Source organism: Streptomyces sp. CBMA156 (assembly GCF_014596515.1).
Taxonomy (GTDB): domain Bacteria; phylum Actinomycetota; class Actinomycetes; order Streptomycetales; family Streptomycetaceae; genus Kitasatospora.
In genome coordinates this window covers 1-13,963 of the sequence record NZ_MSJQ01000163.1, presented here as the reverse complement: position 1 = coordinate 13,963, position 13,963 = coordinate 1, and the positions used below count along the sequence as shown (strand labels likewise).

Genomic DNA, 13,963 nt, shown 5'->3' with positions numbered 1-13,963 from the left:
GCGCGACCGCCAGCCGCAGCTGCCGCCGCAGGCCCCGCAGCCCCAGCCGCTGCCGTCGGCCGAGCCGGCGCCGGTGGAGAGCACCCAGCAGTTCGCCCGCCCGCGCTTCGAGGCCAGCCAGATCGACCCGCGCGACCCGCTGGGCCTCGGCCTCGTCGAGCCGGTGCTGCCGAACGTGCCGAACCCGCCGCGTCCGGAGCCGGTGCGTCAGGAGCGGGCCCCGCAGCAGCCGCTGCCGCTGCCGCTGCCGCACCAGGAGCCGATGGCGCTGCCGACCGGCCCCTCCCAGGCCGCCGACCGGCAGCCCGCCGACGAGCAGCCCTGGCACCCGCAGGACGACGGCGGACAGCAGGCACGGCCGCGGCAGTACCAGCCGCGCCGCCCCGGCACCTCCGCGCCGGAGTTCCGGCCGTCCGCCGAGGAACAGCAGGCTCCGGAGAGCCGGCCGCAGCAGCCGCAGGCCCAGCAGGCCCAACCTCAGCAGGCCCCCCAGCAGCCGCAGCCAGAGCAGCAGCCGGGCACCGGTGACGCGCCGTGGCGTCCGTCCGCGAACGACGAGCGCTGGCGCCGCGCCGAGCAGGTCCGCGAGCCCTCGACCAGCGGCGTCACCATGTCGGGGCTGCCCCGGCGGACCCCGCAGGCCAACCTGGTCTCCGGCACCGCCGAGGCCTCGCCGCTGACCGGCCCGCAGGTCTCCCGGGCCCCCGAGGAGGTCCGCGGCCGTCTCACCAACCTGCGCCGCGGCATCCAGCAGGGCCGTCGCGCCGGGGCCGAGCAGGCCGCCAACCAGCCGGGCTTCCAGCATGGTGCCCAGCAGCCCGGATTCGATAGTTTCGGTGGCCGGAGCGACGGCAACGGCGCAGATCACCAGGAGCGTTGAGTTGAACCAGATGAGCCAGGCCGCACAGAACCTGAACTGGCTGATCACCAATTTCGTGGACAGCACCCCCGGGGTGTCCCACACCGTGGTGGTCTCCGCGGACGGCCTCCTGCTCTGCATGTCCGAGGGTTTCCCCCGGGACCGTGCCGACCAGCTCGCCGCCGTCGCCTCCGGCCTCACCTCGCTGACCAACGGTGCGAGCCGGATCTTCGAGGGCGGCGAGGTCAACCAGACCGTGGTCGAGATGGAGCGGGGCTTCCTGTTCCTGATGGCCGTCAGCGACGGTTCCTCGCTCGCCGTCCTGGCGGCGCCGGACTCCGACATCGGCCTGGTCGGCTACGAGATGGCCCTGCTCGTCGACCGCGCCGGCGCCGTCCTCACGCCCGCTCTCCGCGCCGAACTCCAGGGCAGTCTCCTGCACTGACCGGAGCCTCCGTGCGGATCCGCCCACCCGTCCCACCGCCCTCGCCGGGTCCGACCCGACCGGACCCGGCGCAACCCTCTCAGCTACCCTCAGGCAGCTGATCCCGCCTCAGCTGGCATCGCCCCAGCTGGAACCGGCTGCTCAAGGCTGCAGCACTAGGAGGACCCATGACCCCGCCCTCGACACCCGCCGGCTCGTACGGCAACGGGTACGGCAGCGGCTACGGCGGGCAGCAGTCCGACGGCTACGAGCAGCAGCCGCTGGTCCGCCCGTACGCGATGACCGGCGGCCGGACCCGACCCCGCTACCAGCTCGCCATCGAGGCGCTGATCTCCACCACCGGTTCGGCCGACCGGGCCACCGGGCTGCTGCCCGAGCACGCCCGGATCGTCAGCCTCTGCCGTGAGGTCAAGTCCATCGCGGAGATCTCCGCCCTGGCCGGCGTGCCGCTCGGTGTCGCCCGCATCCTGGTCGCCGACCTTGCCGAGGCCGGTCTCGTCGCCATCCACCAGCCCGCCGCCGCGGGCGAGTCGGGCGGAACGCCCGATGTCACGCTGCTCGAAAGGGTCCTCAGTGGACTTCGCAAGCTCTAACGCGGCCGCCCCCACCCGCGCCACCACCTCCGCGAAGATCGTCGTCGCGGGCGGCTTCGGCGTCGGCAAGACCACGCTCGTCGGCGCCGTCTCCGAGATCAACCCCCTGCGCACCGAAGCCGTCATGACCTCGGCCTCCGCCGGCATCGACGACCTCAGCCACGTCTCCGGCAAAACCACCACCACGGTCGCCATGGACTTCGGCCGCATCACCCTCGACGAAGACCTCATCCTCTACCTCTTCGGCACCCCCGGACAGGACCGCTTCTGGTTCATGTGGGACGACCTCGTCCGCGGCGCCATCGGAGCCGTCGTCCTCGTCGACACCCGCCGCCTCGCCGACTGCTTCCCCGCCCTCGACTACTTCGAGAACAGCGGACTCCCCTTCGTCGTCGCCCTCAACGGCTTCGACGGACACCAGCCCCACAGCGCCGACGAAGTCCGCGAAGCCCTCCAACTCGGCACCGACACCCCCGTCGTCACCCTCGACGCCCGCCGCCGCGACAGCGCCAAAAGCGCCCTCATCACCCTCGTCGAACACGCCCTCCTCGCCCGACTCCGGTGACCGCGGGGGAGCTCACCCGGCCCCGGCGGACCGTCCCCGGCAACGGGCCGTCGGGGCCGCGACGCTGACCGGCCGATGTCCTCCGGGGGCCCCGCGCAAGACCCGTGTATAAGCAGCGGATAACAGTTCGGTAGGCATTTCGTGATCAACAATGACTCAACGTGGCGAATCGGCGTCACTCAGCGCCAGATGACCACGGTTTTGCTCCGTCATGTCGGTGAATGTCCAGATTGTACCGAGGCGGGCGCCGGACGGCGGCTGTTTGTCCCTCATCCCTGCACGTGCTGAAATTCCAGCTACCCCTGGATGTCTCCTGCGCCGGTCCCTCCGGCGGCGGGTCAGGGCCCGGGGGTAGCGCTGGATTGATCCATGGCCGGCAGTCGGCCGAGAGGTAGTTGTCGAGTGAGGCGTAAGCAGCAACCCGCCCCGCAGCGGCGCTCCGAGCCCCGCCAGAGCGAGCCGAACGGTACCCCCGGGGCCCCGGCCGGGTTCTCCGCGTTCACTCCCACGGAGGAACGCGCCCAGACCGCCGTCCCGGCTCCCGAGCCCCCGGCCGTCACCGCGGCGCCCCGTACCGGCGGCCCGTCGGGCGACGGTGGCGGCTCCACCCGGTACGACTTCCTCCGCCCGCGCAACTGGCGCGTGCCGACCCGCCTGATCGCGATCCTGCTGATCCCCGTGATCATCAGTCTCGTCTTCGGCGGCCTCCGCGTGAACACCTCGGTCGACGGCTACATCAAGGCCTCCCGCGCCGAGAAGACCGCGGAGCTGGCCAAGGCGGCGACCGAACTCGCCGAGGCGCTGGAGAACGAGCGCGACAAGACGCTCATACCCCTGCTCACCAAGCAGGACCCGAACAACGAGGTGACCAAGCGCCGCGGTGACACCGACGCGGCGCTGAAGGCGTACAACGCCGCCTACGCGGCCTCCGACAAGTCGGGTGAGCTCCCCCGCCGCCACGAGGCCTTCCAGACCACCGTCGTCGACCTGCCGCACCTGCGGGCCAACGCGTACGGCGCCGAGCTGTTCGTCAGCGCCACCGCCAACGCCTACTCGGTGATGATCGGCCCGCTGCTGGCCTACGACAACTCGGTCGGCCTGGGCTCCACCAACGCCACCAGCAAGGGCCGCGCGATCTACGCGATGTCGCTGGCCAAGGCGTCCGCCTCGACCCAGCGCGCACTGATGCTCAACCTGCTGGTCGGCATCTCGCAGAACGCCACCACGCGGTACGAGAACCAGGACGTCATCCAGCAGATCATGGTCTCGGAGAAGCTGGAACAGGTCTCCCTCAACGAGTTCAACACCGGCAGCGCCCCCGAGGACGCCGCCAAGTACGCGGCCGCGCAGGTCGCCCTGGCCACCGCCCAGGAGCGTTCGGCCTACAAGATGCCCAACGGCTCGGCGCCCACCATGCAGAGCCTGCTCCAGCTCGGCGCCTCGTACAGCCAGGCCGCCGCCGAGGGCCAGCAGAAGGGCAAGGCCGCCGCCGACGCCGCGTACACCGATGCGAAGAACGCCGGTCTGACCCCGGACAACTGGAACCAGGCCGCGAACACCCACATCCAGGCCCTGCGGAACACCGAAGTCGCGCTGCTGGACGAGGTCCTCACCGACTCCCGCGCCCTGAAGGACAACGCGCTCTACGACGCCATCCTCAACACGATCATCGTCGTCGCGGCGCTCATCCTGGCCGGTCTGCTCACCGGCTACGTCGCCCGCTCGATGATCCTCGGCATGCGCACCCTGCGCAGCGCCGCCCTGGAGATCGCCGACCACCGCCTGCCGGACCTGGTCGAGAAGCTCTCCAAGACCGACCCCGACCGGGTCGACACCTCGGTGAGCCCGATCCCGCTGCACGGCAAGGACGAGATCGGCGAGGTCGCCCGGGCGTTCGACCAGGTCCACCAGCAGGCCGTGGCGCTCGCCGCCGAGCAGGCCCTGCTGCGAGGGAACGTCAACGCGATCTTCACCAACCTGTCGCGCCGCAGCCAGAGCCTGATCCAGCGCCAGCTGGCGCTGATCACCGACCTGGAGAACAACGAGGCGGACCCGGACCAGCTGGAGAACCTCTTCAAGCTGGACCACCTCGCGACCCGCATGCGCCGCAACGGTGAGAACCTGCTCGTCCTCGCGGGCGAGGAGGCCGGCCGCCGCTGGAACACCCCGGTCCCGCTGGTCGACGTGCTCCGCGCCGCCGCCTCCGAGGTGGAGCAGTACGAGCGCGTCGAGCTCTCCGGCATCCCGGAGGTCGACGTCGTCGGCGCCGCCGTGACCGACCTCGTCCACCTGCTCGCCGAGCTGCTGGAGAACGCCACCTCGTTCTCCAGCCCGCAGACCCGGGTGCTGGTCAACGCGACCCGCCTGCCGGACGGCCGGGTGCTGGTCGAGATCCACGACAAGGGCATCGGCCTCACCGCCGAGGACTTCGCCGAGATCAACGAGAAGCTGGCCGAGCCGCCCACGGTGGACGCCACCATCTCCCGCCGGATGGGCCTGTTCGTGGTCGGCCGGCTCTCCCAGCGGCACGACATCCGCGTCCAGCTCCGCCCGTCCGGCGAGTCCGCCGGCACCACCTCGCTGGTCATGCTCCCGCCGTTCGTCACCCAGTCGAACGCGGCGCCGGAGCCGGACGAGCAGTTCACCGTCTCCCGGATCTTCGCCGAGCAGGCGCCGGCCGCCGAGTGGGCGCCCGACACCCACGCCCGCAGCGCGGCCGAGCTGGGCTTCGACGACCACCTGACCGGTGCCGGCACCGCCGGGGACTCCGGCTTCAGCCCGGCCCTGGAGGCCGTCCAGCGCTCGCAGCGCCTCGACCAGGTCCGCCGCGCGGCCCTGGAGAGCTCCCCGCAGGCGCCGGTGGTGGACGCCGAGGCCGACGAGGAGTACCAGCAGGGCTACGACCAGTACGCCCCGCAGGGCTACGAGCAGCCCGGCTACGGCCGGCAGGACCAGGCCGACGGCGGCTACGCCGACGACCGGTACGGCTACGACCAGGGCGGCTACCAGCAGGACGAGTATGCCCAGGACGGCTACGGCCAGTACGCCCCGCAGGGCTACGAGCAGCAGGGCTACGCCGACGACCGGTACGGCTACGACCAGGGCGGCTACCAGCAGGACGAGTACGCCGACCAGTACGGCCGGCAGGCCGAGGAGGCCCCGGCCGGCCACCCGTACACCCCTGAGCCGCCGGCGCTGCCCGCGGCCGAGCCGCACACCACCCTGCCGTCCGGGCTGCCCAAGCGCCGCCCCGGCGAGCAGCTGGCGAGCGGCGGCCCCAGCGCCGCTCCGGCCGGCGCCGGCTCGTCCGGCGACAGCCCGAACTGGTTCGCCGGTGCCAGGGACAGCACGACGCCCGCGGCCCAGCGCGGCCACGACGTGTCCTCACTCGGCGGATACGGCCCGACCGGCCCGACCGCCAGCTCCCCCTGGCAGTCGCCGAACGACGGCGACTGGCAGCGGGCCGAGCAGCTCCGCGAGCCCTCCTCCAGCGGCACCACCGACTCCGGTCTGCCGCGCCGCGTGCCCAAGCAGAACCTGGTGCCGGGCAACGCCAAGTCCACCCCGCAGGACGGGCCGCAGGTCTCCCGCAGCCCGGAGGAGGTCCGTGGCCGCCTCACCAACCTGCGACGCGGCGTGGAGCAGGGTCGCAGTGCCGGCAACACCGGAAGCTTCCGGATCGACCCCGATCAGGCAGACCAGTCCGGCAACGGACAGAACCGGAGCACCGATCTCTTCGGCGGCTCGAACCACCAGGAGCGTTGAGTTGACTCAGATGAGCCAGGCCGCACAGAACCTGAACTGGCTGATCACCAATTTCGTGGACAACACCCCCGGGGTGTCCCACACCGTGGTGGTCTCCGCGGACGGCCTCCTGCTGTGCATGTCCGAGGGATTCCCCCGGGACCGCGCCGACCAGCTCGCCGCCGTCGCCTCCGGCCTCACCTCCCTCACCTCCGGTGCGAGCCGGATCTTCGAGGGCGGCGAGGTCAACCAGACCGTGGTCGAGATGGAGCGGGGCTTCCTGTTCCTGATGGCCGTCAGCGACGGCTCGGCCCTCGCCGTCCTGGCCGCCCCGGACTCCGACATCGGCCTGGTCGGCTACGAGATGGCCCTGCTCGTCGACCGCGCCGGCGCCGTCCTCACCCCCGCTCTCCGCGCCGAACTCCAGGGCAGTCTCCTGCACTGACGGTTCGTCGGATACCGTCCAGGTATTCGAAGCACCTCCGCGTCCTTCCCGGGCCCGCTTCGGCGGGCTCGGGTTCGGACGTTGTACGGCCTTCGCACCACCGGCTCCGGACCTGCGCCGAAGCTCGCACCGCACCGCCGCACCTTGTGAGGAGAGGAACCGTGACACCGCCCGACGACCGCAGCGGCCAGTACGGTCTTCCGTACCCTGGCACAGGCCATGACGCCTTCGGAGCACCCGGCGTCGGCCACGGTCAGCAGTACGGCCGGCACCAGTACGGGCAGCCCCAGCACCCGTACCCCCGGACCCAGGAGCAGTACGACCAGTACGACCAGTACTCCAGGGAGCCCTCGTACGGCGCCCCGGCACCCGGCTACCCGGCACCGGCGCCCGAGCCGGACCCCGGCTACCGGCCCGCCGAGGAGCCCGGCTACGTCGAGGAGTTCGAGGACGAAGCCGACTCGGGCCCGCTGATCCGCCCGTTCGCGATGACCGGTGGCCGGACCCGGCCGCGCTACGAACTCGCGCTGGAGGCCCTGGTCTCCGCCGATGTCGATCCGCAGCGCCTCGCCACCCTGCTTCCCGAGCACCAGCGGATCTGCACGCTGTGCACGGAGGTCAAATCCGTCGCGGAGGTGTCGGCGCTGCTCTCCCTTCCCCTGGGAGTGGCCCGCATCCTCGTGGCCGACCTCGCCGAGGCCGGCCTGGTCGCCATCCACCAGCCCGCTTCCGGCGGCGAAACCGGAAACCAGCCCGACGTCACGCTGCTCGAAAGGGTCCTCAGTGGACTTCGCAAGCTCTAACGCGGCCGCCCCCACCCGCGCCACCACCTCCGCGAAGATCGTCGTCGCGGGCGGCTTCGGCGTCGGCAAGACCACGCTCGTCGGCGCCGTCTCCGAGATCAACCCCCTGCGCACCGAAGCCGTCATGACCTCGGCCTCCGCCGGCATCGACGACCTCAGCCACGTCTCCGGCAAGACCACCACCACGGTCGCCATGGACTTCGGCCGCATCACCCTCGACGAAGACCTCATCCTCTACCTCTTCGGCACCCCCGGACAGGACCGCTTCTGGTTCATGTGGGACGACCTCGTCCGCGGCGCCATCGGAGCCGTCGTCCTCGTCGACACCCGCCGCCTCGCCGACTGCTTCCCCGCCCTCGACTACTTCGAGAACAGCGGACTCCCCTTCGTCGTCGCCCTCAACGGCTTCGACGGACACCAGCCCCACAGCGCCGACGAAGTCCGCGAAGCCCTCCAACTCGGCACCGACACCCCCGTCGTCACCCTCGACGCCCGCCGCCGCGACAGCGCCAAAAGCGCCCTCATCACCCTCGTCGAACACGCCCTCCTCGCCCGACTCCGGTGACCGCAGGCGCCGAGCCTGCGGGAAGCGCGCGAGCACCTGTGGCCCGTCGGACTCCACGCGGAGTCCGACGGGCCACGGGCGTTCCCGGGAGCGGCTACTCGGTGGGCTCCAGGCCCGCCCTGACCAGGCCGTAGGTGTACGCGTCCTCCAGCGCCAGCCAGGAGGCGGCGATCACGTTGTCGGCCACGCCCACCGTCGACCAGGTGGTGGTGCCGTCGGTGGACTCGATCAGCACCCGGGTCTTGGAGCCGGTGCCGTGCTGCCCCTCCAGGATGCGGACCTTGTAGTCCACCAGCTCGAAGGTGGCCAGCGGCGGGTAGATGCCCTCCAGGGCCGCGCGCAGCGCCTGGTCCAGCGCGTTGACCGGGCCGTTGCCCTCGCCGGTGGCGATCCGGCGCTCGCCCTTGGCCCACAGCTTGACGGTGGCCTCGTTGCCCGCGAAGCCCTTCGGGCCCTGCTCGCTGATGGTCCGCCAGGACTCCAGGGTGTAGAAGCGGTCCCGGCTGCCGCGCACCTCGTCGCGCAGCAGCAGCTCGAAGGAGGCGTCGGCGGACTCGTAGGTGTAGCCGAGGTTCTCCTGCTCCTTCACCTTGGCCACCACCCGGCCGGCCAGGTCCCGGTCGCTGGAGAGGTCGTAGCCGAGTTCCTTGCCCTTGAGCTCGACGGAGGCCCGGCCCGCCATGTCGGAGACCAGCATCCGCATGGTGTTGCCGACCCGCTCGGGGTCGATGTGCTGGTACAGGTCGGGGTCGACCTTGATCGCGGAGGCGTGCAGGCCCGCCTTGTGGGCGAAGGCCGAGAAGCCGACGTACGGCTGGTGGGTGGAGGGGGTCAGGTTGACCAGCTCGGCGATCGCGTGCGAGATCCGGGTCATCTCGGCCAGCCGGCCCGCGGGCAGCACCCGGCGGTCGTACTTGATCTCCAGTGCGCCGACCACCGGGAACAGGTTGGCGTTGCCGACCCGCTCGCCGTAGCCGTTGGCGGTGCACTGGACGTGGGTCGCGCCGGCGTCCACCGCGGCCAGGGTGTTGGCCACCGCGCAGCCGGTGTCGTCCTGGGCGTGGATGCCGAGCCTGGCACCCGTCCTGGCGAGCACGTCGGCGACGATCTCCCGGACGCCGCCCGGCAGCATCCCGCCGTTGGTGTCGCAGAGCACCACCACGTCCGCACCGGCCTCGTGCGCGGCACGGACCACCGCCACGGCGTACTCGGGGTTCGCCCGGTACCCGTCGAAGAAGTGCTCGCAGTCGATGAACACCCGCCGCCCCTGGGCGCGCAGGAACGCGACGCTGTCCCTGACCATCTCCAGGTTCTCGTCCAGGGTGGTGCGCAGCGCCAGCTCCACGTGCCGGTCGTGCGCCTTGGCCACCAGGGTGATCACGGGCGCGCCGGACGCGACCAGCGCGGCCAGCTGCGGGTCCTCCGCGGCCTTGCCGCCGGCCCTGCGGGTGGCGCCGAAGGCCACCAGCCGGGCGTGCTCCAGCTCCAGCTCGGCGGCGGCGCGGGCGAAGAACTCGGTGTCGCGCGGGTTGGCCCCGGGCCAGCCGCCCTCGATGAAGCCGACCCCGAACTCGTCCAGGTGCCGGGCGATGGCCAGCTTGTCCGCCACCGTCAGGTTGATGCCCTCCCGCTGTGCTCCGTCGCGCAGCGTGGTGTCGAAGACGTGGAAACTGTCGTCGGTACGGGTGACCTCGGTCATGACCCCTGGTTCTCCGTTTCGGGGAGGTTGGTACTGCTCTGCCGGATTTCGTCCCGGCTCCACTGTCCAGGATCCCGCGCGCGGTCCCGGTGTCCCCGGGCCCTTTGTGGGGGCCCTCGGCCGGTCCGGGGGAGGTGCTCGATGGGGCGGTGCCCACAAAGCAAAAGACCCCTCGCGGGTGCGAGAGGTCTGCGCGCGGGTCTGGACGCTCGTGGTCACTCCGCATCGGGTCCTGCGGGAGCGGTCACTGCGGACCGGCGCGCCTGCTGCTAATAATCATCGACAGCGTGGACACGCTCGCAGTCTGGCACAGCTTCCGGGATCCGGCCCGCCCCGTCTCGCGATGCGAAACGGGGCAGGCCGGGCGGGGTGCCGACTCAGACGATCTTGTGCAGCCAGCGGTGGGTGTCCGGGGTCTGGCCGCCCTGGATCGACAGCAGCGCGCGGCGCAGCTCCATGGTGACCGGGCCCGGCTCGCCGGCACCGACGGTCCAGTCGGCGGCGGCGGACTTCACCGAGCCGACCGGCGTGATGACGGCGGCGGTGCCGCAGGCGAAGACCTCGGTGAGGGTGCCGTCGGCGTTGGCCTGCTGCCACTCGTCGGTGGAGATCCGCCGCTCCTCGACGGCGTAGCCGAGGTCGGAGGCGAGCTGGAGCAGCGAGTCACGGGTGATGCCGGGCAGCAGGGCGCCGGACAGCTCCGGGGTGACGATCCTGGCGTCCTTGCCCTCGCCGAAGACGAAGTACAGGTTCATCCCGCCCATCTCCTCGACCCACCGGTGCTCGGCGGCGTCGAGCCAGACCACCTGGTCGCAGCCCTTCTCGGCGGCCTGGGCCTGGGCGACCAGCGAGGCGGCGTAGTTGCCGGCGCACTTGGCGGCGCCGGTGCCGCCGGGCGCGGCCCGGACGTACTCCTTGGAGAGCCAGACCGAGACCGGCTTGATGCCGCCCTGGAAGTAGGCGCCGGCCGGCGAGGCGATGATCATGAACAGGTAGGAGTTCGCCGGACGGACGCCCAGGCCGACCTCGGTGGCGAACATGAACGGGCGCAGGTAGAGGCTCTGCTCCGGCTCGTTCGGGACCCACTCCTGCTCCTGGCGGACCAGCAGCTCGACGGCCTCGACGAAGGTCTCCACCGGCAGCTCCGGCATCGCCAGGCGGCGGGCCGAGGCCTGGAAGCGGGCGGCGTTGGCCTCCGGGCGGAAGGTGGCGATGGAACCGTCGGCCTGGCGGTAGGCCTTCAGGCCCTCGAAGATCGCCTGGCCGTAGTGCAGGGTCATGTTCGCCGGGTCGATCTCCAGCGGCGCGTACGGCGCCAGCTGGGCGTCGTGCCAGCCCACGCCCTCGGTCCAGCGGATGGTGACCATGTGGTCGGTGAAGACCCGGCCGAAGCCGGGGTTGGCCAGCCGGGCCTCGCGCTCCGCTGCGGGCAGCGGGTGGGCGGAAGGCTTGAGGTCGAACGTGATGGGCGCCTGGGTGGCCGTGCTCATGGCTGTTTCCTTCACCGTGGGGTTGGTCCGGGCCGCCACCGCCTGCGGAAACGTTTCGGCAAAGATCGCCGAAACGGACGCAGAACGGCACGGCCCACTGTCGATACTCGCATCCAGAGGGCCGTGCCGAACAGCTGCCCGCCCTGTTTTCAGGACGGCAAGCTGCGGATATGCGGTCCGGCCCGCCGGGCCGGAACCTTGTCGGATCCGGCCCGCCGGCCGGAACCCCGCTCTCGGATCCGGCCCGCTAGCCGGATACTCGGGCGACGAGCGCGTCGCCGACCTGCGAGGTGCTGCGGGCGCCGGAGCGCTCGGTCAGGTCCGCGGCGACGGCGGCCTCGACCTTGGCGGCCTCGGCGGCGAAGCCGAGGTGCTCCAGCAGCATCGCGACCGACAGCACGGTGGCGGTCGGGTCGGCCTTGCCCTGGCCCGCGATGTCCGGCGCCGAACCGTGCACCGGCTCGAACATGGACGGGAACTCGCCGCTCGGGTTGATGTTGCCACTCGCGGCCAGGCCGATCCCGCCGGTGACGGCGGCGGCCAGGTCGGTCAGGATGTCGCCGAAGAGATTGTCGGTGACGATGACGTCGAACCGCTCCGGCTGGGTGACGAAGAAGATGGTCGCCGCGTCCACGTGCAGGTAGTCGGTGGTGACCTCGGGGAACTCCGCGCCGACCTCGGCGAAGATCCGCGTCCACAGGTGCCCGGCGTGCACCAGCACGTTGTTCTTGTGCACCAGGGTGAGCTTCTTGCGCGGCCGCGCCTGCGCCCGGCGGTAGGCGTCGCGCACCACGCGCTCGATGCCGTACGCGGTGTTCAGGCTGACCTCGGTGGCCACCTCCTGCGGCGTCCCGGTGCGCAGCGTGCCGCCGTTGCCGACGTACGGGCCCTCGGTGCCCTCGCGGACGACCACGAAGTCGATCTCCGGCTGACCGCCCAGCGGGGACTGCACGCCGGGGAAGAGCCGGCCCGGACGCAGGTTGATGTGGTGGTCGAAGGCGAACCGCAGCTTGAGCAGCAGCCCCCGCTCCAGCACGCCGGACGGCACACTCGGGTCGCCGATGGCGCCCAGCAGGATCGCGTCCTGCGACTTCAGCTCCGCCAGCACGTCGTCCGGGAGGGTCTCGCCGGTCCGGTGGTAGCGCCGGGCCCCGAGGTCGTACTCGGTGGTCTCCAGCTTCACGTCGGAGGGAAGCGCGACACTCAGGACCTTGAGGCCTTCGGCCACGACTTCCTGGCCGATGCCGTCACCGGGAACAACTGCGAGACGAATGGTGCGAGACATGCTCGGACCCTACTCCGCCGTCCCAGGTACTGACACCACGCGTCCACGATCCGGACGTTCAGGTCAGGTCGATCTCGATCTCGAAGGGCTGATCGACCTTCAGCTGCTTGTGGTAGATCCCGGTCGGGAAGTACCGCTTGGACGCCGGTTCAAGCTCGAACGTGTAAACCACAGGACGGCCCTCGTCGCACTCGACGCGCCAGAAGTGGCGAATGCCGGCAGCGGCGTACTTACGCGGCTTGATCTCCCGGTCACGCTCGCGGGACTCTTCGGAGACCACCTCGACCGCCAGAAGAACGTGCTCGGCGGGGAAGCCCGTCTGGCGATAGCCGGTGTCTGAGTCCTCGTGGACCACCAGCAGATCGGGCTCCGGTCGATTCCGGCGGTCGAGCGTGACCGTCATCTCGGGCCACACCTCCCAGCCTTCCGGAACCGCGGCCTCCAGCCCTCGCTCCAGCACACGCTTCGCTCGCACGTGGAGCTTTGTCTGTGGACTCGCGAAGATCAGGCTCCCGTCGAGCAGTTCGGTGTGCGGCGGGAGATCAGGCAGCCGGTCGAGGTCCTCTGCGGTGTAGCCACCAGCAGGAGGCCGAATCCAGTCGGGGTACGGCGCGATGCTCATGGCTCCTCCCATACGGGGATTCTGGCGGCCGTTCCAGGCTACTCGGCGAAACCGTCCCTGGAACCAGTCTTCCGAGGGAGCGCGCCGGGGGCGGTGGGGCGCCCCCGGCGCGGCGGTCACGGCAGGTCGAGCACCTGGGCCCGCCGGCCGGCCGGGTTGAGGTGGTACAGCAGCAGGAGCCGCGTGGGGTCGCCCTCCGCCCGGTGCGCGGCGAGGGCGGCGCCGGGGCCCGCCGGGGCCATCACGGCGGCCGGGCCGGTGAGGCCGGCCTGCGCGGTGAGCGCCGGGTGCAGGACGTCCAGGGGGACGGACGGGCGGGTGCCGTCCAGCCCGATGGCGGAGAGGGCCTCGGCCACGTCCGGTGTGCCGCCCCCGGTGTAGCCGGTCCACACGCCGTAGTGGACGGTGCTGTGCCCGGGCGTGATGCCGGGCAGGGCGCTCAGCCGGACGGGCAGCAGCAGGACGTCACTGTCCAGCAGCCCGGTGTCGGTGTCGCCCCAGCGGGCGTTGAGCGGCTGGACGTCGAGTTCGGCCCCGGTGCGGGCGTCAAGGGCCCGGGAGACCAGGACGTCGCCGCCGCGCTGCCGGTCGGCCTTGAGGATGACGTCGGTGCTGCCGTCGCCGTCGGTGTCCAGCGCCACCCGCACCCCGTACAGTCCCACCGGGGTCACCGCGGGCGCCCACAACTGCGCTCCCACGTACAGCAGTTCGGAGTCGACGGCGGCGCCCGCCGCGCGCAGGTCGGCGGACCGCTCGCCCGGGTGCTCGACGCAGGTCTCCTCCTCCGCCGGGTCCGTCCCCTCCCCCGCGTCCGCGGGCCGGATGCCCGCGCCCGGCCGGGCCGCCGC

Annotated in this window: 12 protein-coding genes and 1 pseudogene; 8 read left to right on the top strand and 5 right to left on the bottom strand. The window is 71.7% G+C overall.

Translation table 11 applies throughout. The features are described 5' to 3' along the window. The 8 genes and pseudogenes from BU198_RS13610 to BU198_RS13575 all read left to right on the top strand — a co-directional run. Positions 1–880 (top strand): annotated as a pseudogene (locus BU198_RS13610) (hypothetical protein); the annotation flags it as partial. Between the two features lie 10 nt (positions 881–890). Further along, positions 891–1,304 (top strand): roadblock/LC7 domain-containing protein, encoded by a 414-nt coding sequence (locus tag BU198_RS13605; protein ID WP_188297107.1) that lies wholly within the window; start codon positions 891–893, stop codon positions 1,302–1,304. Positions 1,305–1,471: 167 nt separating this feature from the next. After that, positions 1,472–1,897 (top strand): DUF742 domain-containing protein, encoded by a 426-nt coding sequence (locus BU198_RS13600; protein ID WP_188297106.1) that lies wholly within the window; start codon positions 1,472–1,474, stop codon positions 1,895–1,897. After that, entirely contained in the window at positions 1,878–2,462 is a 585-nt protein-coding gene (locus tag BU198_RS13595; protein WP_188297103.1) for a GTP-binding protein, read from the top strand. Before BU198_RS13600 ends, BU198_RS13595 begins: the two co-directional genes overlap by 20 nt. 402 nt (positions 2,463–2,864) lie before the next feature. Next, positions 2,865–6,227 (top strand): nitrate- and nitrite sensing domain-containing protein, encoded by a 3,363-nt coding sequence (locus BU198_RS13590; protein ID WP_317620108.1) that lies wholly within the window; start codon positions 2,865–2,867, stop codon positions 6,225–6,227. A gap of 10 nt (positions 6,228–6,237) precedes the next feature. Continuing rightward, complete coding sequence (locus BU198_RS13585; protein ID WP_030248297.1) at positions 6,238–6,651, top strand: roadblock/LC7 domain-containing protein; 414 nt, start codon at positions 6,238–6,240, stop codon at positions 6,649–6,651. Between the two features lie 161 nt (positions 6,652–6,812). Further along, a complete protein-coding gene (locus tag BU198_RS43795) occupies positions 6,813–7,454 on the top strand; it encodes a DUF742 domain-containing protein (RefSeq protein ID WP_188297104.1) in 642 nt (213 codons plus the stop codon). Continuing rightward, the gene (locus BU198_RS13575; RefSeq protein ID WP_188297103.1) at positions 7,435–8,019 is read left to right on the top strand and encodes a GTP-binding protein; all 585 of its coding nucleotides are present in this window, start codon (positions 7,435–7,437) and stop codon (positions 8,017–8,019) included. Before BU198_RS43795 ends, BU198_RS13575 begins: the two co-directional genes overlap by 20 nt. A gap of 94 nt (positions 8,020–8,113) precedes the next feature. Here the strand turns inward: BU198_RS13575 and cimA are convergent, their stop codons facing one another. From cimA to BU198_RS13550, 5 genes are all read right to left on the bottom strand, one after another. Continuing rightward, positions 8,114–9,718 carry a citramalate synthase gene (gene cimA / locus BU198_RS13570; RefSeq protein WP_188297102.1) on the bottom strand — a complete coding sequence of 535 codons (1,605 nt, stop codon included), beginning with the start codon at positions 9,716–9,718 and terminating at the stop codon, positions 8,114–8,116. A 377-nt stretch (positions 9,719–10,095) separates the two neighbouring features. After that, entirely contained in the window at positions 10,096–11,208 is a 1,113-nt protein-coding gene (locus tag BU198_RS13565; protein WP_188297101.1) for a branched-chain amino acid aminotransferase, read from the bottom strand. A gap of 247 nt (positions 11,209–11,455) precedes the next feature. Further along, positions 11,456–12,493, bottom strand: coding sequence for a 3-isopropylmalate dehydrogenase (locus BU198_RS13560; RefSeq protein ID WP_188297100.1), 1,038 nt, complete (start codon positions 12,491–12,493; stop codon positions 11,456–11,458). 58 nt (positions 12,494–12,551) lie between these two features. Then, positions 12,552–13,115 (bottom strand): Uma2 family endonuclease, encoded by a 564-nt coding sequence (locus BU198_RS13555; protein ID WP_223244342.1) that lies wholly within the window; start codon positions 13,113–13,115, stop codon positions 12,552–12,554. 116 nt (positions 13,116–13,231) lie between these two features. Beyond that, positions 13,232–13,963, bottom strand: a 732-nt coding sequence (locus tag BU198_RS13550; RefSeq protein ID WP_223244341.1) for a hypothetical protein, incomplete at its 5' end; no start/stop codon positions are given.

Coding starts and splice junctions, on each gene's coding strand:
- BU198_RS13605 (WP_188297107.1), top strand. CDS start 891: ATGAGCCAGGCCGCACAGAACCTGAACTGGCTGATCACCAATTTCGTG.
- BU198_RS13600 (WP_188297106.1), top strand. CDS start 1,472: ATGACCCCGCCCTCGACACCCGCCGGCTCGTACGGCAACGGGTACGGC.
- BU198_RS13585 (WP_030248297.1), top strand. CDS start 6,238: ATGAGCCAGGCCGCACAGAACCTGAACTGGCTGATCACCAATTTCGTG.
- cimA (WP_188297102.1), bottom strand. CDS start 9,718: ATGACCGAGGTCACCCGTACCGACGACAGTTTCCACGTCTTCGACACC.
- BU198_RS13565 (WP_188297101.1), bottom strand. CDS start 11,208: ATGAGCACGGCCACCCAGGCGCCCATCACGTTCGACCTCAAGCCTTCC.
- BU198_RS13560 (WP_188297100.1), bottom strand. CDS start 12,493: ATGTCTCGCACCATTCGTCTCGCAGTTGTTCCCGGTGACGGCATCGGC.
- BU198_RS13555 (WP_223244342.1), bottom strand. CDS start 13,115: ATGAGCATCGCGCCGTACCCCGACTGGATTCGGCCTCCTGCTGGTGGC.